Genomic DNA, 23,868 nt, shown 5'->3' on the forward strand with positions numbered 1-23,868 from the left:
CAAAAGGGTCCTGATGACAAATGTCATTAGGACCCTTTTGGTTATGAACCAATAATTCATCTATATACACTAGAAGAGGACAATGCTTTTGTTTTAGAAGATTTAACTGAATCTCGTGTGAGGATGGTTTTGGAAAGTATTAATGATAAGAAATATACTCCGGCTACGTCCTACTTGTGGTTTTCATTCAGTACGTTCTTACATCAAATCGAAACAAGCGAATAGAGACCATCCTGTATACGTAGACTGCCGGTCTTAACAGTTTCAACCGTTACTTCTGTGGCAAATACGCCGGGCATGCGACCGTCAGGGAACCAAGGCATCTGTCTATCAATTACAATAAACATGCCTTCAGCGTCACCCGTGGGAGAAAATTGCTTTCCGTCTCCGGCAAATGGTTCAAGTTGATAATGCTTGTTCAATATGCTCATGGTCTCAGGCACATCATCAACGGGTAGGCCGATTTCACTAATGCAGAGCAGATGCTTCACATGGAAAGCTTCATCGACTGCATTATCGATTGAATGGTGAGCGATGAATTCCATCAAGTTGCCGCTGGGATCATAGAAATAAATGGCCGTGGCATTCCAGTAGGGGAAATAGAATTCATCTTGTCCATCCTTGGAGAGTAACGGAATGTTACGGTCTTGGGACCACTTTTTAGCTTCAGCAAGTTTATTCGTGGGAATTGTAAAGGCCACATGATAGAACGGCTTCTCTTGCTCTGGAGCCTTCTTAAAAGAAAGAATTGATTCTCCTGCGCAGAATGAGACGGATATTTTACTTTCCTCTACAAGATCCATCCCCAGTATTGTACCGTAAAACTCTTTTAAGGCCTCCATTTCATATGTCAACAAACCAACTTCTCTTATTTTCATTTCAATAGCTCTCCTTCTAAACTCAGCTTTAATTAAAATACTCGATCGTTTTCTCAATAAATGCTTTGGCTGACTGCGTCAGATAACGGTCGGACCGGTGTATGATCTCAAAGTGACGGTACGGCGGATCGTCCGTAATTCGGATGCTGCGCAGGGTAGGCTCATTCATTGCTTGGATCAGAGGATAAGGCAGTACAGTTCCTCCGACGTTGGCTTTGACCAGACTAATGATGGAGGTTGCCGAACTGGTCTCCATGATGGTATTCAAGCTAAATCCATATTTCCGGCAATAGTCGTCAACCAATTCTCTTCCGGTAAATCCTTCGGGGAACATCACCGTCTGGATATCACGCAGTTCCTGAATTCCTATTGCACTTCGTTCAGCCCACTCATGCTTCTCGGAAACGACAAGTACATATTCTTCACTGCACAGAGGCGTGCGCACAAGTCGATCATCAGGGGCAGATGTAATCTCGATGCCAATGTCTACTTCATTATCAAGCACTTGATTGACAACATAGATCGAAGAGACAACCTTCAATTGCACCTTGGGGAATCGGGCATGAAAATCCACGAGCAAAGGTGTGATCCGATAGTCCAGATCGGAAGGTAGAACCCCAATGACCAACTTTCCCCGCTGATCATTGCGGAATTCCGCTAAGGCATCCTGGGTATTATGTAAATGACGAATCATCTGCACACAGTGCTCCAAAAACAGCGTTCCTGCCTGAGTTATTAGAATCTTCTTACCGACACGGTCAAATAAGGGAACACCGAGCTCGTCCTCCAATGCACGTATTTGTTGGCTTAATGTAGGTTGAGATATGCCAAGTTTCTCAGCTGCTCTTGTAAAATGAAGCTCTTCGCACACAGCAATGAAGTTTTCCATCTGACGGATCTCCATCCATATCACCTCTAATCATTGGTTTTAGTAATCATTTTAATAGAAACAATAGTATTGATCAATCATTATATAAAATCTATACTTAATCTTGCACCACCTAAGGATCGGATATTAACCGATAGGATAATGGTGTATGTAACGATATTACTACCATGAGGTGATTGATAATGAAACTTTTCTATATTGTCTTGGCGCTTATCTTGGCTTCACTGAATTTACGACCACCTATTACATCCATTTCTCCTCTGATGAGCACGATACAGAATGATTTGGGTATAAGCGGGATTACCGCGAGTCTGTTAACCACACTTCCCGTACTGTGCATGGGTATATTTGCTCCATTCTCCGTAAAATTAAGTAGGAGATGGGGGAACGAGGGTGCAATTGCTGTGGCGCTAATCCTCATTGGGGTAGGTACAGGCTTACGATTGTTCGTGGGTGCAACGCCGTTGATGATGTTCACTTCTTTCCTATCCGGTGTAGGGATTGCAATGGCCGGGCCACTGTTGTCGAGCTTCATTAAACAGTATTTTCCTAACCGGGTTGCAGCCATGGTGGGTATCTACTCTACAGCGATGGTGATGGGGGCCAGCATTAGTGTAGGTCTATCGGTTCCACTCCAGCATGCTCTGGGTGGATCGTGGAGAGGGTCTTTGGCCGTGTGGGCATTACTCGCAACCATTGCATTGCCGATCTGGCTGAGATTAGCCCGGTCTGCGCGAACTGATCGACAATCTGGCAACATCTCGGCTATGGGATCTGAACCGCTCCCGGTAAAGAACATGCGTGCATGGGTGCTGACGCTATTCTTCGGACTGATGGCAGCAATCTTCTATTCGTTGACGGCTTGGCTTGCACCAGCGATTCAGAGTCAGGGATATAGCAAAGAGACAGCAGGCAGCATCCAAACGTTATTCACATTAGTTTCACTACCGTCTACGTTATTGATTCCAATGCTCGTACACCGCTATCAAAGAAGAGTGTTCTGGCTTGTTGGATGTGCTTTAATGGAATTGGTGGGTGTCTTGATGCTTAATCTGTCCGTTAACCCGTGGCTTGCGGCGATCCCGCTCGGTATTGGCGCTGGAGGACTATTCCCGATCGCGTTGATGCTGCCGATTGATGAGACACATAATGCACAGGAAGCCAGTGCCTGGTCAGCGATGACCCAATCCGGTGGTTACATTCTCGGAGCACTAGGACCACTAGCGATAGGGTGGCTCCACGATTCAACAGGTAGTTTCGTTCAAGCCTTCTATGGTCTGGCTATAATTATCGTGCTGCAAATTATCGTTCAGTTCGTTATAGGTAATAAAAAAAGTTCAAGAGCCGTATGATGTATGAATGACTCCTGGCTAACGTAAAAGCATCTAATAAAGAAGAGGCATGGATATCCGTGTACTCTTCTTTATTTAGATGCTTTCTTTCTATATATACAAGGTGGTTCAGGTAACGTAGGAGCCAGCGCGTCTAACATCAGTTCATGGCGTCAATCTGTTTGCTCTCCATTCGATGTACACTGGCCTCCCAGTATTGAATAGCATCAGAATTAGTATGGAATTCAACGTGCATAAGCGAATTAAAGTATTGGTATCAAGCGCAATGCTATTGTATGATCAACCAATGATGAATGAACGTTCGATTTTATTCGATCTGAAGATAAATAATTTGAGAATACAGGCAAATGAGTGATCCAAAAGTCCTAAATTGGGGTATCAATAATATAGTGATCTGATTTAGCAAAGATACATATTATACGAACCTTTGTTTGAGTGTTAGACCGTAAGCGTTTATTATTATGGGGAAAAGTGGGGGCTACCAAGTGTCTATAGTAGATATGGGGAATAAAGATGTTGTGACGGATACGATGGTTATCAAAGCTATGGAAAAAAGTCTGGCCATCATCAGATTTGATATGGATCGCAGAGTAACGTATGTGAATGATGTATTTGCCTCAACAATGGGCTATAAACGAGAAGATATGTATGGCATGCAGCATCAACAATTATGCTTCGGCGAATTCGTGAACAGTTCGGATTATACAGCATTTTGGAAGAGCATATTCAGTGGAATAAGCGTTCAGGATAAGGTTGAGCGCAAGGATGCAAAAGGCAACTCGGTGTGGCTTGAGGCAACGTATATGCCGGTATACGATGAGACAAATCAGAAAATACTGGGCGTTTCCAAAATAGCTACCAACATTACCAATCGTCAGAACAATATCTCGGCTGTGGTCAACGAGCTGAAAATAATGTCTCATGAACTGAACGAGCAAGCAGATGTAGGCATTGGACGGAGCCAGGAGTTAATGTCGAGTATCGCATATATCTCAGAAGTATCGGCTTCAAACCGGGCGACGTTGACTCATCTGCAGGAACAGGCCGGGTCCATTCAAGGAGTAGTACGAACAATACGCGAGATTTCATCACAGACACAGTTGCTAGCATTAAATGCTGCGATTGAAGCTGCGCATGCGGGGGAATTCGGACGCGGATTTGATATTGTGGCCAAGGAAGTAAAAAAACTTTCCTCGATGGTGGAAAATTCGATTAACCAGATTCGTGATAGCGTTACTGGAATTACCAAGGAGATTGGCAATATCACAGGCGGTACACAAAAGGTAGAGGAATATGTTGAGCAGAGCCAAAAGCGTATTGAGATCGCTTTGAATGACTTTACGGCAATTGCTGCATCTGCTCATTTGCTTGATGCCAAAGCGGAGCAAGTGACCAAAATCGTATAATATATGATGGATAGATTGCAGGATAACTATGTGACATGTCCGTTATCTGCTGGTTACTCTGTATTGTGACGGATTAATATGAAGCGGTTCCTTATACAGGAACCGTTTTTTGCTGTTTACAGAATATACGATGTAAGCATTGGGAGGGTAAGCCTCTCTTCGAGCAGGTCGGTTAAAAAACGGGAATTATTGTGTACAAACGGGGACACAATACTTGGGAATACCTGCAGCTTCGTCTTGCAGAGAAATGTTGGGGTGGGAACATGTGGTCAACAATTGTATCCTACGTGCCGGAACGGTCCATATGGATTCAGGCATTGTTAGTTCTGCTCATTCCGATTGGCATTACCTTGACCATGCGCTGGATTAATGCATCCATCAAGCGTGGCAGCTTCTCTCGTTCCAAGAATTCGTCCATATCTTCAAGGGATATCTCGCCAGCAGCTGCGGGTCTGGGTACAGGTACCGAGACAGGACACTATGCCAATATTAAATTAACCGGTAAATACAGTACTGATCTAATTAGTGTTAGAGAGAGTTTTGGTCAGAATGCAGACGTGCATATTCGAGAATTTATCATCAGGGGTACGAATACGCGTGCTGCCGTCATGTACACCGAAGGTCTGGTGGATCTGGACTTAATTGATGACCACCTGATTACACCATTGATGTTAGAAGGTGTACCTGAGCTGAAGCAGGAAGGTTTCGTTCATCCAGACAACGCACACTTGCTAGCTTCATATCTAAAGGATCAGCTGCTTCCTGTTAGCCAGATTCAGGAGACTCAATCCCTTCAAGAACTCGCACTGGGTGTTCTGCTTGGTAAAAATGCACTGTTGGTGGACGGTATGCCAGGTGCGATGTTAATTGGAACTTCCAAGGGGAAATCGCGCGGCATCGATGAACCCCTGTCAGAAGGTTTGCTCCGCGGTCCTCGTATTGGTTTTACCGAAGAGTTAAGTGATAATACCGGCATTTTACGTCGTTACGGAAGTGATCAGAGCCTGTTTATTCAGAAGTATGAAGTGGGTTCACGGATCAAAAAAGATTTGGCGATTGCGTATATTCAGGATATTGCCGATCCCAATCTGGTGGCGGAAGTTCGCAAGCGAATTGAAGAGATGGATATGGATATCATGCTCGAGTCTGGTTATGTAGAACAGCTCATCGAAGATAGTACATTGAGTCCTTTCCAACAGATATTGAATACGGAAAGACCTGACCGGGTCATTGCTGCCTTGCTGGAAGGCCGGGTGGCCATTTTATTGGATGGAACGCCATTTGTATTGGTTGTGCCGGTGACCTTCAGCATGTTGCTCCAATCTCCCGAAGACTATTATGAACGCTGGATTCCCGGAACCTTTTTGCGTATGTTGCGCTTTATGTCAGCTATGCTGGCACTGCTTGCTCCTGCGCTCTATATCTCATTTATCTCGTTCCATCCCGGGCTTATCCCAACCAAACTGGTATTGACGATTATTGAAACCCGAACTGGAGTACCGTTCCCTTCGATCATTGAAGTGTTGATCATGGAACTCTCCATTGAGATTCTGAGGGAGGCGGGAATACGTTTGCCTAAGCCGATTGGGCCAGCAATGGGGATCGTGGGAGGTTTGATTATCGGTCAAGCTGCGGTACAAGCAGGAATTATAAGCCAATTTCTTGTCATTGTTGTTGCGGTTACGGCCATATCCTCCTTTACGATTCCTGTCTATAGTGCAGGGTTAACGCTGCGGATTCTGAGATTTGCCGCCATGTTTAGTGCAGCTGTACTTGGATTGTATGGTGTGGTTATGTTCTTTCTGCTCGTGTGTACTCATCTGGCGAGGCTCTCAAGTTTTGGAGTACCTTATGTTTCGCCGGCTGTTCCATACCATATGAGTGATTGGAAGGATTTCGTCATTCGCGCTCCGCTCAATATGATGAGAAGGCGCCCTGAGATGACAAATCCGGTAGATCAGGATCGGAAAAAATAAATAAATAAATAAATCATGACCTCTGAGGTGAAAATGAAATGGGCAGCTCCCCCAAAAAGATAACCACTACGCAGGCTGTCGTAGTTATTGTCAATAACATGCTTGGCGCTGGGATATTGACTCTCCCTCGGACAACGAGCAAAGCTGTCGGAACGCCGGATGTCTGGATTTCCATTATTCTCTCCGGACTAGCCATCACGGGTGTTGGTATCATTCTGGTTACCCTGTGTCGGAGATTTCCAGGGAAAACAGTCTTTCAGTTCACCCGTGAGATTACGGGGAGCTGGATTGCGTACATACTGGGATTCGCCATGATCATATATTTTACGGTAATTGCTGCATTTGAAATTAGAGTAATGGCCGATGTAACGGGAATGTATCTGCTCGAACGTACGCCAACTTGGGCGATTGTAATGGTCTTCATGTGGATCGGGATATATATGCTTTCAGGCGGACTTGCCGTCATTGTGCGCGTGTTCGAAATCATTTTGCCAATTACGCTGGTTATCTTTGTGATTGAAATTCTGCTTAGTAATCAGCTATTCGAGATCGGCAATCTGAGGCCGTTACTTGGTGAGGGAATCTCGCCCGTGCTTAAAGGATTGAAGCCTTCACTTCTGGCGTACACGGGATACGAGGTAATGTTTATCATGACTGCCTATATGAAAAATCCGAAGAAAAGCAATAAAGCAATGAGCTGGGGCATATCCATCTCCACGATGATTTACCTGATTACAGTCGTGATGGTTGTAGGTAGTTTGTCCCTGGATGGAATTAAAACAAGAACCTGGCCAACGTTGGATTTGGTGAGAAGTTTTGAGATTCAAGGTTTAATTTTTGAGCGTTTTGAATCTTTACTATTAGCCATATGGATCATGCAGATTTTTTCGAGCTACACGATCACTCACTATTGTGCTTCGGTGGGCATTCGGGATTTGTTTCGTTCCAAAAAGATCCAGGTCATTATGTACGCTCTGCTTCCAGTCATATATGTAACGGCTTTGATGCCCAAAAACGTAGACGAGACCTTCGCGCTGGGCGATCTGTTGGGCAATACATCCGTGCTTTTATTTGCCATTCTGCCTCTGGTGTTGCTACTAATGAGTCTGATTCGCAAAAAAGGAGGCAAACATGCATGATTCGAACTGGTGTGCTTTTGCGTGTAATCTCTGCCTTGTCCGTTCTATTGTTGATGTCTGGATGCTGGAGCAGCCGGGAGATCGAGGATCTGAGTCTATATGTTGGTCTAGGTATAGATGTCGGCAAAGAGACGGAATTTGAGAAGAACATCGCCGAACAGGGAGGGGATTACAGGAAGCGGAATATTTTGACTGCAACGGTGCAGATTGCTCCCGGTTATTCCAGTAGCCAAAAAAGCGGACAATCAGGTTCACCCTCTTCCGGCAAAACCTCCTATTCCAATGAACAGCTTACCGGAGATTCATTACTCCAGATCTTTCGTCAATTCGCATTAAGACGAGATCGTCCACTCATCGGACATCATCTAAAGGTCATCGTCGTCTCTAAAGATATTGCCAAAAAATATGGACTGAATCAATTACTTGATTTTGTACTTAGGGATAACGACATTCGTCCCAATTGTCTGGTGCTGATTAGTCATCATCGCGCGGCAGATGTACTGACTTCAGAAGATCCATCCCGAATTCCAGCTTTTTATCTCACAGGAATCACGAACAATGCGTACTTGTCCAACAAGATTCTGGAGCCGGTCTTGCTCACCAAATTAGATGCACAGATGCAATCTGGTTCCAGCTTCCTGCTTCAGAATGTGCTGAATTTCAACGGAGAAGACAAGTTCTCTGGAGGTAGCATTTTTGAGGGGAAAACAACCAAATTTCTCGGGGAGCTTACTCAAACAGATCTGGAAGGACTATCTTGGCTCATGACTAAAAATCGGGGCGGTGTTGTGAAGACTCATAACAAAGAAGGTTTCACCGTTCTATATGAGATTAAAAAGAAAAAAACTAAAATCATCGCTAAGGTGGTTGGCAGTGATATCTCATTCCATGTGAAGAGCGAGTCGCAAGGCTGGCTGATGGAGGATTGGCGTGCTCCCGAAGAAGAGGAGAAGGGTGCTTACCTGAGGGAACTGGAAAAGGAATTTTCGGACATGGCTGAACAACAGATTAGTCAAGTACTGTACAAGCTTCAGCATACGTATAAAGTAGACGTTGCTGATTTCCGGGATAGCTTGCGTATCCAATATCCAAAAACGTGGAAGAAGGTCAAAGATGATTGGGATCACATCTTTAGCACCGTGCCCATTACGTATGAAGTAAAGATTAACATCACCAATCCGGGTTCTTCAACCGAGTAGCGTAGAATAATATTGAATTAATATTTAAATGTTGACACATTTATAATAGATCGCTATATTTATAAAAAATCATTTTCTTATCCAGAGAGGTGGAGGGACTGGCCCTTAGAAACCTCAGCAACAGATCTGAAGGATACTGTGCTAATTCCAGCGGGTGAAAGCCTGATAGATAGGAGCGTTTGTTTTTATTTGTCAGTAACGGCACACTCTTCAGGAAGAGTGCGCCTTTTTTGTTTTTTCTGGATGATGAAGTAGGGGAGCAGCAGGTATGGAGAACAACAATGACAAAGGACACTTTCAGCGGAAAATGCAGGCACGGCATGTAATCATGCTCTCTTTGGGTGGAGTTATCGGAACAGGATTATTTCTAAGCTCGGGTTACACGATTCAGCAGGCAGGACCACTGGGGACCATTCTGTCCTATCTGATCGGAGCAATTGTCGTATATCTGGTCATGCTCTGTCTTGGGGAACTGTCAGTACATATGCCAGAGACGGGCGCATTTCATAGCTACGCAGCCAAGTATATTGGACCAGCCACAGGTTACACCGTCGCATGGCTGTACTGGTTAACCTGGACGGTTGCGCTCGGTTCTGAATTCACAGCCGCTGGACTGCTGATGCAACGCTGGTTCCCATCGGTGAACGTATGGATATGGAGTGCGCTGTTTGCACTGATGATCTTCCTGTTCAATGCATTAACAGTGAAATTTTTTGCGGAATCCGAGTTCTGGTTCTCATCTGTGAAAGTAGTTACCATTGTAATCTTCATTATTATCGGTGGTGCAGCCATGTTCGGGATGATTCCTATGGCGAGTTCTGAACCGGCTCCGTTTCTATCGAATATTACAGCTTCTGGATGGTTTCCGCACGGGGCTACGGCGATATTGATGACTATGCTTGCTGTAAACTTTGCCTTTTCGGGTACCGAGTTAATCGGGATTGCCGCTGGAGAGACCGAAAATCCGGAAAAGACGATTCCGAAAGCGATCCATACCACCTTGTGGCGTTTAATTATTTTCTTTATCGGTACGATTGTGATCTTGTCTGCGCTGCTGCCGATGTCGGATGCGAGTGTACTGGAAAGTCCATTCGTTGCCGTGATGGAGCGAATTGGAGTTCCGTATGCGGCGGATATTATGAACTTTGTTATTCTGACGGCTATTCTATCGGCTGCCAATTCAGGTCTGTATGCGTCGTCGCGGATGCTCTGGTCTTTGGCGGATAAAAAGACAGTCTCACCTTGGTTCGCCAAATTGACCAAACGCGGGGTGCCGCTGAATGCACTTCTGATCAGTATGGTTGGTGGCGCGCTGGCTTTGCTGTCCAGTGTCATCGCACCAGGTACGGTGTATATTACACTGGTCTCCATCTCAGGTCTTGCCGTTGTTGCGGTATGGATGAGCATCAGCGCTTCCCAATACATGTTCCGTAGACAGTATATCCGTGAGGGTCATGCGGTCAAAGATCTGGTCTACCGCACACCGCTGTATCCAGCGGTACCGATTATTTCGTTCATATTATGTCTGGCTTCATGCATAGGTATTGCCTTTGACCCGACACAACGCATTGCCTTGTATTGCGGGATTCCATTTATCGCAGTGTGTTACGCAGCTTATTATCTGACAGAACGTGTGAATAAGAAAAGAGGACAAGTCCATGATGCAAATACAACAGACTAACCCCATAGAAGAGATCCTGCGTAAATATCCGGTTATGATTCTGGACGGAGCACTGGCGACCGAACTTGAACAGCATGGATGTGATCTGGATGATCCACTCTGGTCGGCTCGTGTGTTGCTTGAGAATCCTGATGTTATCGTGCAGGTCCATGCGGATTATTTCCGAGCAGGAGCTGACTGTGCGATTACATCCAGTTATCAGGCGACGGTGGATGGCTTCAGCAAGCGAGGAATCGATGAACAGGCAGCGCTTGAGCTGATCCGTAAGACAGTGGAGCTGGCTGCACAGGCGAGAGATGAGGTGTGGGCAGAAGTGCAGAGCGGTGTAGTAGGGAGTGAAGGTTTAAAGGGTCAGTCTGTAGAAGTTCCTTCGGTACGTGTCGAGGCCGTGGAGAACGAGGAGCATAGGGCAGATCGTACAGGGGATCGCGAAGGAGATTGTCTTCTTCGTCCACGTCCAATTATTGTCGGGTCCGTTGGGCCATATGGCGCCTATCTGGCGGATGGTTCGGAGTATGTGGGACATTACGGGGTATCGGATGAGACGCTGTCCGCATTTCACCGTCCGCGTATGGCCGCTTTGCTTGAAGCTGGTGCTGATATTCTGGCGTTTGAGACGATTCCTTCGTTGCAGGAAGCACAAGTGCTGGTTAATCTACTGAAGGAGTTTCCTCATGCGTATGCTTGGCTATCTTTTTCTTTAAAAGATGGGACAAGCATCAGCGAGGGCACACCTCTTGAGGTATGTGCACAGACGTTTGGCTCCGAGCCGCAGGTTGCGGCGATTGGCCTGAACTGTGCTCCGATGGAAGTGGTGACGGAAGCTGTGATTATTTTACGCCGTGCCAGCGACAAACCTGTCATTGTTTATCCCAACTCAGGTGAGACATATGATGCTGTGACGAAGACGTGGAGCGGACAGGGGACCTGTGGTAGTATGAGGGACGCATCGGAAGCCTGGATTGCTGCGGGTGCGCAGATTATTGGCGGCTGTTGCCGCACTACGCCACATCAGATCGGTGAACTTGCCAAGAAGTGGCGGAGTTAAAAGACTTGATGTAGAGTTGCACCCCCGAAAAGCTAGAGATACAACCACATATGAAGAAGCCCTCACGATCCATTACTGGATTAGTGAGGGCTTTTTCAGTGTGATTTAGCGTTAACATCAACGTTAGGAAATTTCTCTTCTTATGCTTTAGATAAGGCTATTTAATTAACTGAGTGCTAACTAAAGTACGACCTTCGTCGCTTAGGATGTACAGACCCGTTGTGTTATTGAGAAATAGATGTTCATCATTAAGATCAAATTCGCCATTTTTGTAAGTGTACAAAACGTTCAGGTTGCTTGTGTCCATAATAACTAGTTCGTCATTGCCATTCTTTTTAGCTGTAAACATAAAACTTGTACCATCAACTGCTATATGAAGAGACATCCAATAGCTGTTATAGGTGGTTGTTATCGGCAGATATGCCTTCTCAGTGATTAACTTACCCGTAGATGAATATAACTTAATTCGTTTATTTTTAGCATCCACAAACAAAAAACGATCCTTCAATGCAACAATTTCTGTTGAATAATCAATATAAGGAAGTTCTTTTGTCCATTTAATTTTCCCCGAACTGTTGTATGCTTTTAGCGTCACAATTTTTTTGTAAATACTATAATGCAACAATGTATCATCGGATAGACCCAGAATCTGGTTATACCCTTTTCCGCCAGCAATCGTTTTTATTTTTTTTCCTGTGGTCAGGCTGCTCATGTAGAAATCGGGATGATCACTAAATTTTTTGCCGATGATCACATTTCCTGTAATCTGTTTAATTAAATATGGAACCTTGAAATTTCGGCTTAAATTTCCGTTGGTATCGTAATAGTAGAGTGTACTGCTCTTTAAATCATCAGAGTCCGCAATCACATACAAACTTCCATTTTCTCTTGGATAGGCTGACTCAGGCCCGTAGTATCTCAAAAAATCTTCTGGTGGCCCCGGTAAAGGGGCTGTCCAACGGATTTCACCTGTGGCTATATGCTTGGCACTGACTTGATTATCGTGGAAAATAAACATATATCCATCATCGGATAGCGTGTACTCGTTGTCCGTTGGAATCGACCAAAGTAGCTCCCCTGTTTTGGCATCCACACTGTCGATATAATAATCATTATTCTTGCCTGCTTTAGTTACGAGCAGACTTTCATTCCCCATGGCGTTCGTAACACTCTTCATTGAATATGAGCTTGTTGCACTCTGTCCGCCGTTGGTAATATCATACCCCCATTGGAATTGCAGCAGATCTTTAGCCAGAGCTGGCTCGGATGGGATCGCAAGGAAGATGCATAGGCTGGCTATAAGCCAATAGTTGATTCGTTTTAAACTCATTGGTAGACTCCTTATGTAATGTTCTATGGATTATTGAAGTAACTGATACTTTCTTATCGTCTGCCCGTCGGAAGGTATGAAAAATAGTTCATTTTGCTTGTTGAGGAACAATTCATCTCGATTAAACCTTACATCGTTCCAATCGTTCTGCGACACCCGATAGAGTTCTCTCAGATTATTTGAATCTCTAATCACGAGTTCTATTCCCTGTTCCGTGTATTGGATGTACATAAAACTCTGTAAATCGATGGCCATTTTCAGAGGGCTATTTGGCTCACCTTGCATGTAGAAGGGAGTTTCATTGACTCCTGTAATGAATTTTCCATCGGAATTCATAAGCATGATATTGCCTGCGGTTTGTTCCAGATACAGCACACGATCATGGATGATAAATATCTCGGGAGGCCCCTTTTTAAAGGAAAAATCATACTTCCATTTCAAAGCTCCCGTAGGCGAGTACGCCCTCAACTCAAGTTCACGGTTATTGATAAACTTCCGGGTTATTAGGGTTCCATCGTCCGTAACCCTATTCCCGTAGGGCAAGGTTGTTTCATTGGTCAGCACCGTTAGTTTCTTCCCTGTAGAAAGATCAAAAACGTGAGTATACGGACTTTTGTTGCCCGGTTGACCTAAAATAAAATTGCCTTCTACTGTGTAGTACTGCATGTAGGGGAGAATAAGCTTTTTACTTCGATTTCCCTTTGAGTCATAATAATAAAGGGTTGCATATTTGTTTTTGTGATAAGTGAAAGAATAAGCTGTTCCACTTTTGTTGAAACCTGAAGACCGACCTTCACGAAAATAAGGGTTTTTTGAGGACCATATCGGTTTACCAGTTGTCAGATCCGAGACCGTAATAATATCATCAAATCTTCTTTCATAGTCATAATCTTCTTCAGTTTCTGCAGGTGTACGAGTATACATATATGCGTCTTCAGATAACCAATAGTCGAATTCTGGCTTGGACCATCGAATGTCCCCGGTTTCACCACTAATGTTCTCCACGTATGTGAGATCCTCGTTCACAACCTTTCTCACCAGAATGTTTAGGTTGCCGGACGAATCCAGTCTGAAGTAATGCGGAGTAAATCCATCTCCCCATTTGCCAGAATCGACTTGTTTGGCCCATTCAAGTTGCGGCACGGCCTTGGCTTTAGCCGACGCTGAGGGTTTGTCTACTGACAACAATCCTAGACTCAGGATGCTGATCAACAAACAAAATCGAATACAAAACCATTTCAAAATAAACAACTCCTTAATAAAGATCGAGGTTAAACTTAATCTTGACCTACCGTTTCATTTTGTTGTAAAAAGAAATTAACTCATTTACCATAGTATGCCATTAAGTCTATCATATCTATCGTTGCTAGGTATATAGGACTATTTCTGTGTCGGATTTAGAGTTTTGTTGAAATATATTGTCATGTGTTTTAATGATTTTCTTATACACGTTATTCAATGACAAGAATGCGCGGCGATGCCTGACGAATGATCTTGGATGATCTCCAGGAGCCAAAAGCTGCTGCAAGGATACTTAGAGAAGAGAAAAGTATAATCCCCCACCAATTCAGAACCAACGGGATTTGTACAATACCATATCCCGAGAGCACCTTTTCAAGCAACAACGGAAGAAGGTACACGCCGGCAATAACGCCAATCATCGAACCGATCAGGGATAACAATACGACTCCAAGTGTAATAGAGCACCGAATACTGCCAGATGTCATACCCATCGATTTGTAGATGCCGTACGTCTTGTTTTCTTTGCGAATGCTGATCCGGCAGGTACTGAAGATGATCATAAACGTAACTATGATGAATAGAAGACCGATCAGGGCATGGGATATATGAGAATGTTTGCTGCTTCTGTATAAACGGAATCCAGCAGCGTTTTTTGCGTGACAATGGATGTAGAGTATTTGAAACGCTCATTTAGCTGGGCTGTGCAATTGCCCCTGCTTGTGAAGGATCGATGACATTAATAAATGCAACATCTACGTCAGCGTAACTTGGATTTACACTTCGAACCGCTTGAACGGTGATTCTTCCGGACACCGCCGGAAACCTTATAGCTTCCATCCAACACGCCTAGATAAAGGCTAGTAGACTGACTAGCTATATTGCGGGAGGAAACATCTGAGGGAATAACTCCGGTAATGTTTCCTTGCCATCCTACATTTTGGATACGGGAATCTTCTTCAAGCACGTTTTGCAGCTTTGCTCTGCCCGGATTCCAGCTCTATGTCTATACGTATCGTGTCTCCCGGAGTTGTATGCTTGAGGGCCTTAACGACATGGTTGGAAATCACTTGTTCAATCCGAATAGGGTCGATAGCGATTAACACATTGGGAATGTTGTTCCGCCTACGAATCTCGCGGCATACCTCAATCCCATCCATGACCGGAAGCATAATGTCCAGAATGATGTAGTCCGGTTGAATAAGCTCGATGATCTGAAGCTCATCTTGTCCAGTGGCTGCGACGACGGCTTCATATTGGTTTTTGGTCAGATAATCTCGCAGGATGCGCGAAATGATCTGGTTCATCCTCGATGATGAGGACTTTGCGCTGGTGGGTTAGCATATGTATCGCTCCAGTATGATAGTTGTGAATTGAGTGAATATGTATGAATTTGTAAAATGACTGTCTCTATAATTGTACAGTCTTGTTCTGCAGGAGTCATATGAAAAAATTGAAATGAACTTCATTCTTGTGAAAAACGTTCTGACGTCCAGTCGTACTCATAGCTGATCATAGTTCAACGTATCAAAATAACCCATGAACCTGTTGAAGGTCATGGGTTTCTGATACTGCACGTCATACATGTTCCAGATCATCAATAGGTTCATGCTGTCTGGATTTGAGGTACTCCGCCGGAGATACACCGAAGTGTGTCCGAAATACCCGGTGAAAATAGGAATAGCTTGCAAAACCGCAGGATTCGGCAATATGCTCCAGTGTCATCTCACTGTATTTCATGCGTTCCAGTGCCGCATTCAGACGAATTTCAATGGCATATTGAATCATGGTCTGATTATAATGCTCTTTGAATAAACGAACCGCGCGCGACAGGCTAAGCCCTGCATAACGGGCCGCTTCCTCAAGTTTAAACGTCACGGTGGCGTGCTCTTCAATGAAGCGTTTCAATTTCAGGGCGGAAGAGACCGCACGATCTGTTTGAATATTCTCCTTGATTGCCCGGTCGATATATAGACATAAGCCGCGTAGTAACGCATCCTTCAGCTCTGCATTTTCCTCCAAAGGGCCACGTCGCTTCTCCAGCAACATATTGCGCCATAGACTGATCAGTTTATCATCTAACCCGATACGGCTTACGGTAGACCGCTGTTGACGTTTCCACCAGTGCTCAATCCAGCTGCCTTCGCAGAACAGATAATAATCCCCACTGGACAAGCGTCCTTCCTTGTGCGGTTCATCGACAACTAGATGATAGTCGTCGCCAGGCTTGAGCAGCAGCAAATCCCCACTGGTCATCCTGAATTCTTCCTCCTGTACATATACTTTGCACGAGCCTTCGGTCTGCAGGCGGAACAGATAGGTTTGTAGCTCGCCCTTCATATTATGAGTGAACGCCTTATAGTGGTATGAGTAGTCACAGATCAGCACAGATGTCTCTAACGTATCCAAAGATGAAATCCCCCAATATATCGATCCTGTTGCATCAAGTGTAAATATCTTCAGTTAAAATGATGTACATTCAATAGATGCAAAAGGATGGAAATAAAATTTGATCAGATAGTTCATGTTCTGACGATATTGTATATGTTCATTCTAGCCTGTTTTGCGTTAGGATGAAACCAGATAGAGCAATGAAAGCAAATTTGAGAGCAGAGGTGTATCCGTCATGAAAAAACTTAATATTGGTTTGCAATTGTTTACACTCCGTGATGAAACTGCAGCAGATTTTCGTGGAACGTTACGTAAAGTAGCGGCCCTTGGATATGAAGGCGTGGAATTTGCCGGGTATGGTGACATTCCAGCAGAAGAAATGAAAGCGCTACTAGACGAACTTGGGCTGAAAGGTTTCAGCAGCCACGTTTCTTTACATGCGATGCGCGAAGACTTGCAAAAACAAATTGACTACCTGAAAACCATTGGTGCACAATATATCATTTGCCCTTATTTGATGCCTGAAGATCGTCCTGAGAATGCAGAAGGATGGACCAAGCTGTTTGATGAATTACAGCAATATGGAGCTGAAGCAGCGAAGCAAGGTCTGATCTTCGGATACCATAACCATGATTTTGAATTCCATGGTCAGGTTGGCGGTGCGAATGCCTTTGATGCCATGTTCGCTCAAACGACGCCGGAAGCGGTAAAAGTGGAAATGGACGTATGTTGGGTACAATTTGCGGGACAAAATCCGATCGAGTATATTAATAAATATGCGGGCCGCTTGCCGCTACTTCATCTGAAAGACTTCAGCAAAGACGAACAGGGCCAGATGAAAACACTGGAACTTGGACAAGGTTCGGTTGACCTGCCAGCTGTTATAGAAGAGGCTACGAATGCAGGCGTGGAATGGCTGATCGTGGAACAGGACGTATGTCAGAATCCACCGCTTGAGAGCGTATCCAACAGCTACAACTGGCTGAAAGAAAACTACTTGAACCAGTTCTAAGAGCTTCATCGAACCATGCAAAATGCTAATCTATTTGTCAAAGGAGACTTATGTACATGAGTAAAATTAAAGTTGCTGTATTCGGCTGTGGAGCCATTGCCGAGCGCAGACATATTCCAGAGTACGCTGCCAATGAGAACGTAGAACTTGTCGCTTTTGCCGATCCGATTGTGGAGCGTGCGGAGAAGATGGCTGAAACTTACGGTGGTAAAGCTTACTCCAGTTACGAAGAATTGCTTGCAAACGAAACGGTGGATGCTGTAAGTGTGTGCACACCGAACTATCTGCATGCCCCAATGGCTATTGCTGCTGCCAATGCTGGTAAGCATGTATTGGTTGAGAAACCAATGGCTGTATCTACCGAAGAAGGCGAGCAAATGATCGAAGCCGCCAAGAAGAACGGTGTGTATCTGATGGTTGGACACAACCAACGCCTGATGCCTCCACACGTGAAAGCCAAAGAAATTCTCGACTCTGGCAAACTGGGCAGAGTGCTGAATTTCCGTACTTCCTTTGGTCACCCGGGTCCAGAAGGATGGAGTGTAGACGGAGCGGAGAGCTGGTTCTTCCGCAAAGAAGAAGCTATTATGGGCGCCATGGGCGACTTGGGCGTACATAAATCGGATTTCATCCGTTACTTGCTGGATGATGAAGTATCTGAAGTGGCTGGTTTCATCAGCACACTGCATAAGGAAAACACGAAAGTGGACGATAATGCGACGTGCTTGCTGCGCATGAAGAGTGGAGCGATTGGTACGCTGGTAGCGAGCTGGACGCAATATAGAGCTGGAGATAACAGTACAGTTCTGTGGTGTGAGAAGGGTGTCATGAAGATCGGAACGGTGGAAGGCGATGAAGTTATCGTTGAGCTGACCAACGGTACGGTAGAGACGTACAAAGTGGGTGCTATGGCTACCAATGAGAAACAAGTGCCGAGTGGTGTAATTGACGCCTTTGTAGAGTCCATTGTGACTCAAACACCTCCAGTGATTTCGGGCGAAGAGGGCTTGCGTTCCCTGCAAGTCATTCTCGCAGCATTCGAATCTGAGAAGACAGGTCAGATCGTTAAACTGTAATCGTGATGATGATATAGCATGCTATATCCATGATATCGATAATGTGCAATAAGGGGCTGAATCCTGTTCATATTCCAGGAATCAGCTCCTTTTCATTGTGGCTAAAATGAACATTTATGTGGGTATTATCTTTCCAAATCAAAAAGAACCACATCCTAGTGTGGCTCTAAAGATACGATCTTATTGTCCGGTTGTATTGGAAGCCCAGACAGGATACCAACCTCTATCCAGATTTATGGTGTTATAAAGGACCAGGTTTCCATCCTCTTGAACGAGTAGAAGGTCACCTTTGAGATTTTCGGGTTCATTACCTTGTCCATACCATGCCGTTGCCCATGCTTTATTATCTGACGTCCAATAGGGAGTGTTTTTAATATCCGTTAGAGTGAGTTTGCCACTATATTGATCAATTCTAAACTGGAATATGTTCAGATTTTTGGTTTTGGTGTTCCATAAAATTTTGTGTGAGCGAACGTTTCGCAGTTGAATGTCTCCACTCGGAGTAAAATACAAGGCATACGCAAGATTGTTGGATACAAGCGGACTTACGGCAATGTTAAAGGTTTCGCGCGTCGTTAGACGATCTCCAGCAGCAAACGTTGAAGGGGCAACAGAGAGCAGGAGCATGAAAAGCGTAACTGCTAGGATAATGGTTTTTTTCATAATGGCCTCTTTTCTTTTTTATTTATTACCAATAATACCATATATTTTATTTTTAGTGTAAAAAAATTCCATAAAATGTGTATGTATATGATCTTTAATTGTAGCTTCTATGATGTGATAGTTGGAGTGGTTAAAAGGTTCGATGTCACCTAGAAAAGGACTGACCACTCCGCTAAGATGCGGAGAAACCAGTCCCTTACCTGTTATCGATGTGAATATATTTCAGTAGAACCAAGCCAGTCTTCCAGTGCTAGACATGAGGCCTAAACGAAAGGTTTCACTTCACTACCCAGATCCAGCCAATCCAGTTCTTCGCGGGTTAGCGTGATGCGCGAGCCCTCGTCACAGGAGAGTAGTTCAACCTGATTCTGGGCGCCGATCAACGCGCAGGTTGGAAATGCCTGATTCAGTACATAAGCGAGCGCAATCTGGATCGCTGTAGTGTTCTTCGATTCAGCCAGCTGTCCAGCCCGACGTAACCGTTCCCAATTGCCGTCACTGTAAAAGACACGAACCAGATCGGCGTTATCGCGAACTTCTGGTGTGAATCGTCCAGTGAAGAAACCACGCGCCTGAGAGGACCAGGACAGCAATGGCAGCTTGGTTTGTTCATGCCATGCGAGCGTCTCCGCATCTGCTGAGACACAACCTTCCCAGAAAGGCTCGTTTGCTTTGGCGAGACTGAGATTCGGACTGCTGAAGGTGAAGCCCTTCAGACCATTCGCCGCAGCGTAAGCATTGGCTTCCTCTAGGCGCTGCCAAGTCCAGTTGGAAGCACCGATGGCTCCGATTTTGCCAGATTCAATGTGTTCGTTCAGTGCTTCAAGAATAACACTGACAGGGGTATTGGGATCATCCCGGTGCAGGGCATACATCTCTACATGATCTGTCTGAAGACGCTCCAGGCTTTCCAGCAAGTCACTGCGGATGGCATCAGCGTTCACACGTGGTCCATTCTGATCATGATGAGCACCTTTGGTGAGGATGACAATCTGATCACGGTTACCGCGTTCTTTCATATAACGGCCAAGGACTTCTTCACTCTGTCCACCACAATAAATATGTGCTGTATCTACGGTGTTACCGCCAATCGACAGAAAGGCATCCATGTTCGTTGCTGCTTTCTCATACGCATCATGTACGAAATAATCGGTTCCTTTAATCAATCTGGAGACGCGTTTACCTGCACCCGCAATATCAATATATTCCATAACTCAGTTCATCCTCTCACTTATAGTGTAATCCGTGTACGTTCTTCAGCTGAACGAAGGCATGCTTCGAGCACTTTCATATTGGCTACGGCATCGGAAGGGGCGAAACGCAGATCTTTACCCTGAAGTACTGCGCGCGCCATATCATCGCCCTGAAGGGAGTAGTGGTTGACTTGCGGAACCTCAATCTCCCTGCGTTCACCGCCAGCCGTTACATAGAAGTTGGAGCTGTTGTCTTGACGACCGATAAAGGCAGAGGGCACCTCAATAATGCCATCCGATCCCAGTACCTCCAGCGTGTTGCGGAAGGCAGCCCACATACTGCTGTCAAACGTTACGCCGACGTGATTATCGAATTCAAGCAATCCGGAAGCCATCATATCGACCTGATCATGTTCCGGGGAGAACATGCCGATGACGGTGACGGCACTTGGCTCCTGACCAAGCAGGAGACGTGCTGCACTAATGGAATAACAGCCGATATCATAGAGCGCCCCGCCGCCCCATTCCTTACGGAAGCGGACGTTACCGGATGAACCGGAATTGTTGAATGAGAAGGTACTGTGAATGCTGCGGATTTCACCAATCTCGCCGCTGGCGATCATTTCCTTGATCTGTTCATAACGCGGGTGATGGCGATACATGAATGCTTCAGCCAGATGTACACCTGCATCCGCGCAGGCCTGCACCATCTCCTGAGCTTCCTGTTCTGTCAGAGCCAGTGGTTTCTCGCACAAAATATGTTTACCTGCTTGGGCAGCACGGATCGTCCAGTCCCGATGAAGGTGATTCGGCAGTGGGATATAGACAGCATCAATAGAGTCATCCGCGAGCAGAGCTTCATAACTGCCATAAGCCTTGTCAATGCCGAGTTGCTCGGCGGTCTGTTTGGCTTTATCTTCTTCTCGGCTGGCAATTGCAGTTACTTCGTTTAACTCGGATTGCTGCAAGCCTGGGATTACGGATTCCACAGCAATGCTAGCGCTACCAAGAATGCCCCAACGCAACTTTCGAACTGAATTCATATGTTGTTTCCTCCTGTGCATGAATGTATATTGTGATTATAAAGAATAGATCGATGAATTAAAATAATAATATATTGAAGTGAGTTAACACAATATTGTTGAATAAGGAGAAGTCGACATGATGAGACAAACGGTATTGCTTACCTTGCAGGATATTCCGTATTTTTGTTATCCCGAGTCCGTAGGACATTATATAGATCACGTCCAGCATTCCGTATTACGGGAGGCAGGTGTACTGAATAACTTTAATATTCACTACGTCGCCGCGGGTAAGGGATACGTTGAAGTGGATGGAGTGGTGCATGAGCTTCGTGCAGGTCAGGCCGTACTTTATTTCCCGCAGCAGCGGCAGCATTATTACAGCAGTGAAGATGACCCGTGGGATGTACGGTGGGTTCATTTTTACGGTGAACGTCTGCATGATTATATGATTGAGCGGGGGCTGCATCGCAATCTGTTGTGGACGCTGCGCCAGCGCAGCTCATGGGAAGAGGCTCATCTGGCGCTGCTGACCGAAGCGGAACAGAACACGATGCTCCGTCCGGCACAGTTATCCACGCTGACCTACGCCTTACTCGCCGAATTTGTACAGCATGCCGTACCCTTAAAGAGCACACGCACCACAAGCAAGGCAGAGAGTCGGGTGCTTGCGCTGCTTCCACAGATGCAGCAGGAGGCCTGCCAGCCTTTTCTATTACAGGACTGGGCGGATCTTGCAGGTGTCAGTTCGTATTACTTTTGCAAAATGTTCAAGAGTGCCGTGGAGATGACGCCCATGGAATTTATCACTCGATCACGACTACAGATGGCGAAGCAATGGTTGCTTGAACGGCCTACGGCCAACATTGGACAGATTGCGGAGGAAGCGGGATACCCCAATGCCAGTTATTTTAACCGCCAATTCATGGCTCATGAGGGGATGACACCTACGGATTATCGCGGATTATATCACAATTGATCGGTTTCCTTTCTGGTTTGCCATCAGCTTACAGTGCAGTGGTTTGACATCGCGTACAATCAAGTCTATTATGGATAAATTAAATCCGTATATAATGAGGTGCCCTCATGAAATATTCCAAAGCGACAAATTATGCCTTACACACCATGCTTCACCTTGTAAGTACTGCTCCCGAGCAACTGGTTAGTGTACATCAACTGGCAGAGTTGCAGAAAGTATCTCCGACCTACCTGTCCAAAATATTGACCAAATTGGTTAAGGCGGGCATGATTGAATCTACTTCCGGTGCCAATGGTGGCTATCGACTTAGCCGTAAGAATCCTGATCCTTCTTTCCTGGAGATCATTCATGCGATTGAAGGTCAGGCCTCCCTGTTCGAATGCTCCCAGAATCATAACGAAGGTTGTTTGATCCAGCAGGTGATGGTTCAGGCGGAGGAAGAGATGGAGAGTTTTCTGAATAATAAAAAAATGTCAGAACTGGCTTCCGAGATGAAGAGCGGGAGTGCACATTCTCAATAACTTGCGGCTCACGAGTCTTGAAGTGGCGGTACATATTTCAACTATTTGGTTATGTAGTGGTCTTTCCTAATCCGCGCAGGAGGTGTGGAAAGACTTTTTGGTATGCCAGGAAATATCCAAAATGAGAGATATGGATCAGAAGAGTGGACTTTTGGCGAAAAATGATGAATGTAGGCAGTTCGTTGCAAAGCTATATTTCGCGGACTACCAGATTGGTTAATATTTAAGCGTATAATATGTCGTTGTACCTAATAGAAATCGAATGGTACAATAAGGAAGGTATAGTTTGCATACATAGTGGATCAGATTTCACATCACATCTTACATCTCTGGAGGGACGCACATGAGCCAATCAACGATTATAGGACTGGAGCAATTGCTGGCGCTGGAAAACATTCGAAATACCAAGGCGCGTTATTGCCGCTATATTGATACAAAGCAATGGGACACCTTGGGTGATTTGTTCGCTCCGGATGCAGTCGCCGATTTTAGCTCAGAAGGTAATCCGATTCCGGTATTAACAGGCCGTGATACGATCGTACAAGTATTCCGTGATCTGGTGGATGTTGCCGTAACCGTGCATCATGTCCATAGTGCCGAAGTTGAATTTGTATCCGAGTACGAAGCAAAAGTCATCTCCCCGATGGAAGATTGGGTAACGTTCCCGGAGGGCAATGAGAACAAATCCTTCCACGGATTTGGGCACTACCATGAGACTTTTGTCAAAATTGACGGTCAGTGGTACATCAAACATACGAGCCTGAAACGTCTTCGTCTGGATATGTTTGAATAGTAGAATGTTGATAGAAGAATGCCGAGGCTGAGCCACTATATAATCATAGCCCTGAGGAACGTGATGAATGCTTCCTTGGGG

The 23,868-nt window shown here is 45.2% G+C and carries 22 protein-coding genes and 1 riboswitch; of the genes, 12 read left to right on the forward strand and 10 right to left on the reverse strand.

Annotated elements, in window-relative coordinates; translation table 11 throughout:
* Positions 1–203: 203 nt before the first annotated feature.
* Together C0Q44_RS09465 and C0Q44_RS09470 are read right to left on the reverse strand one after the other, a co-directional pair.
* Positions 204–878: a VOC family protein gene (locus C0Q44_RS09465; protein WP_105407003.1), complete on the reverse strand. Its 675-nt coding sequence runs from the start codon at positions 876–878 to the stop codon at positions 204–206.
* A 28-nt stretch (positions 879–906) separates the two neighbouring features.
* Positions 907–1,767, reverse strand: coding sequence for a LysR family transcriptional regulator (locus tag C0Q44_RS09470; RefSeq protein WP_258166223.1), 861 nt, complete (start codon positions 1,765–1,767; stop codon positions 907–909).
* Positions 1,768–1,949: 182 nt separating this feature from the next.
* Here C0Q44_RS09470 and C0Q44_RS09475 point away from each other — a divergent pair, with 182 nt between their 5' ends.
* The 7 genes from C0Q44_RS09475 to mmuM all read left to right on the forward strand — a co-directional run bounded on the left by C0Q44_RS09475 (position 1,950) and on the right by mmuM (position 11,568).
* Positions 1,950–3,119, forward strand: coding sequence for an MFS transporter (locus tag C0Q44_RS09475; protein ID WP_105407005.1), 1,170 nt, complete (start codon positions 1,950–1,952; stop codon positions 3,117–3,119).
* Between the two features lie 485 nt (positions 3,120–3,604).
* Positions 3,605–4,525 (forward strand): methyl-accepting chemotaxis protein, encoded by a 921-nt coding sequence (locus tag C0Q44_RS09480; RefSeq protein ID WP_258166224.1) that lies wholly within the window; start codon positions 3,605–3,607, stop codon positions 4,523–4,525.
* A 263-nt stretch (positions 4,526–4,788) separates the two neighbouring features.
* The gene (locus tag C0Q44_RS09485; RefSeq protein WP_105407007.1) at positions 4,789–6,501 is read left to right on the forward strand and encodes a spore germination protein; all 1,713 of its coding nucleotides are present in this window, start codon (positions 4,789–4,791) and stop codon (positions 6,499–6,501) included.
* Positions 6,502–6,539: 38 nt separating this feature from the next.
* Positions 6,540–7,640 (forward strand): GerAB/ArcD/ProY family transporter, encoded by a 1,101-nt coding sequence (locus C0Q44_RS09490; protein WP_105407008.1) that lies wholly within the window; start codon positions 6,540–6,542, stop codon positions 7,638–7,640.
* Positions 7,637–8,839 carry a Ger(x)C family spore germination protein gene (locus tag C0Q44_RS09495; protein ID WP_105407009.1) on the forward strand — a complete coding sequence of 401 codons (1,203 nt, stop codon included), beginning with the start codon at positions 7,637–7,639 and terminating at the stop codon, positions 8,837–8,839. The genes C0Q44_RS09490 and C0Q44_RS09495 overlap by 4 nt, the downstream gene beginning before the upstream one ends.
* 74 nt (positions 8,840–8,913) lie before the next feature.
* Positions 8,914–9,015: riboswitch (SAM riboswitch) on the forward strand.
* Positions 9,016–9,107: 92 nt separating this feature from the next.
* Complete coding sequence (mmuP, locus tag C0Q44_RS09500; protein WP_105407010.1) at positions 9,108–10,520, forward strand: S-methylmethionine permease; 1,413 nt, start codon at positions 9,108–9,110, stop codon at positions 10,518–10,520.
* Positions 10,498–11,568 (forward strand): homocysteine S-methyltransferase, encoded by a 1,071-nt coding sequence (gene mmuM / locus C0Q44_RS09505; protein ID WP_105407011.1) that lies wholly within the window; start codon positions 10,498–10,500, stop codon positions 11,566–11,568. Before mmuP ends, mmuM begins: the two co-directional genes overlap by 23 nt.
* 157 nt (positions 11,569–11,725) lie before the next feature.
* Here the strand turns inward: mmuM and C0Q44_RS09510 are convergent, their stop codons facing one another.
* The 5 genes from C0Q44_RS09510 to C0Q44_RS09530 all read right to left on the reverse strand — a co-directional run bounded on the left by C0Q44_RS09510 (position 11,726) and on the right by C0Q44_RS09530 (position 16,546).
* Positions 11,726–12,898, reverse strand: a complete 1,173-nt coding sequence (locus C0Q44_RS09510) for a PQQ-binding-like beta-propeller repeat protein (protein ID WP_105407012.1) — start codon at positions 12,896–12,898, stop codon at positions 11,726–11,728.
* A 30-nt stretch (positions 12,899–12,928) separates the two neighbouring features.
* Positions 12,929–14,140, reverse strand: a complete 1,212-nt coding sequence (locus C0Q44_RS09515; RefSeq protein ID WP_105407013.1) for a hypothetical protein — start codon at positions 14,138–14,140, stop codon at positions 12,929–12,931.
* Positions 14,141–14,349: 209 nt separating this feature from the next.
* Entirely contained in the window at positions 14,350–14,700 is a 351-nt protein-coding gene (locus tag C0Q44_RS09520; protein ID WP_105407014.1) for an FtsX-like permease family protein, read from the reverse strand.
* A gap of 396 nt (positions 14,701–15,096) precedes the next feature.
* Positions 15,097–15,444, reverse strand: a complete 348-nt coding sequence (locus C0Q44_RS09525) for a response regulator (protein WP_258166225.1) — start codon at positions 15,442–15,444, stop codon at positions 15,097–15,099.
* 271 nt (positions 15,445–15,715) lie between these two features.
* The gene (locus tag C0Q44_RS09530; protein WP_105407015.1) at positions 15,716–16,546 is read right to left on the reverse strand and encodes a helix-turn-helix domain-containing protein; all 831 of its coding nucleotides are present in this window, start codon (positions 16,544–16,546) and stop codon (positions 15,716–15,718) included.
* A gap of 217 nt (positions 16,547–16,763) precedes the next feature.
* Between C0Q44_RS09530 and C0Q44_RS09535 the strand changes: the two genes are divergently transcribed.
* The gene (locus C0Q44_RS09535) at positions 16,764–17,540 is read left to right on the forward strand and encodes a sugar phosphate isomerase/epimerase family protein (protein WP_105407016.1); all 777 of its coding nucleotides are present in this window, start codon (positions 16,764–16,766) and stop codon (positions 17,538–17,540) included.
* Between the two features lie 56 nt (positions 17,541–17,596).
* Positions 17,597–18,616 (forward strand): Gfo/Idh/MocA family protein, encoded by a 1,020-nt coding sequence (locus C0Q44_RS09540; protein ID WP_105407017.1) that lies wholly within the window; start codon positions 17,597–17,599, stop codon positions 18,614–18,616.
* A 180-nt stretch (positions 18,617–18,796) separates the two neighbouring features.
* Here the strand turns inward: C0Q44_RS09540 and C0Q44_RS09545 are convergent, their stop codons facing one another.
* The 3 genes from C0Q44_RS09545 to C0Q44_RS09555 form a co-directional block, all read right to left on the reverse strand.
* The gene (locus tag C0Q44_RS09545; RefSeq protein WP_105407018.1) at positions 18,797–19,279 is read right to left on the reverse strand and encodes a hypothetical protein; all 483 of its coding nucleotides are present in this window, start codon (positions 19,277–19,279) and stop codon (positions 18,797–18,799) included.
* Between the two features lie 263 nt (positions 19,280–19,542).
* Positions 19,543–20,490 (reverse strand): aldo/keto reductase, encoded by a 948-nt coding sequence (locus C0Q44_RS09550; RefSeq protein WP_105407019.1) that lies wholly within the window; start codon positions 20,488–20,490, stop codon positions 19,543–19,545.
* 20 nt (positions 20,491–20,510) lie between these two features.
* Complete coding sequence (locus C0Q44_RS09555) at positions 20,511–21,515, reverse strand: Gfo/Idh/MocA family protein (RefSeq protein ID WP_105407020.1); 1,005 nt, start codon at positions 21,513–21,515, stop codon at positions 20,511–20,513.
* A 118-nt stretch (positions 21,516–21,633) separates the two neighbouring features.
* On the opposite strand from C0Q44_RS09555, the gene C0Q44_RS09560 reads away from it, so the two are divergent.
* The 3 genes from C0Q44_RS09560 (at position 21,634) to C0Q44_RS09570 (ending at position 23,787) form a co-directional block, all read left to right on the forward strand.
* A complete protein-coding gene (locus C0Q44_RS09560) occupies positions 21,634–22,473 on the forward strand; it encodes an AraC family transcriptional regulator (protein ID WP_105407021.1) in 840 nt (279 codons plus the stop codon).
* A 107-nt stretch (positions 22,474–22,580) separates the two neighbouring features.
* The gene (locus tag C0Q44_RS09565; RefSeq protein WP_105407022.1) at positions 22,581–22,994 is read left to right on the forward strand and encodes an RrF2 family transcriptional regulator; all 414 of its coding nucleotides are present in this window, start codon (positions 22,581–22,583) and stop codon (positions 22,992–22,994) included.
* 343 nt (positions 22,995–23,337) lie between these two features.
* Positions 23,338–23,787: a nuclear transport factor 2 family protein gene (locus C0Q44_RS09570; RefSeq protein ID WP_105407023.1), complete on the forward strand. Its 450-nt coding sequence runs from the start codon at positions 23,338–23,340 to the stop codon at positions 23,785–23,787.
* The last annotated feature ends 81 nt before the right edge of the window (positions 23,788–23,868 follow it).

The organism is Paenibacillus sp. PCH8 (assembly GCF_002968835.1).
In the GTDB taxonomy this organism is placed as follows: Bacteria; Bacillota; Bacilli; order Paenibacillales; family Paenibacillaceae; genus Paenibacillus.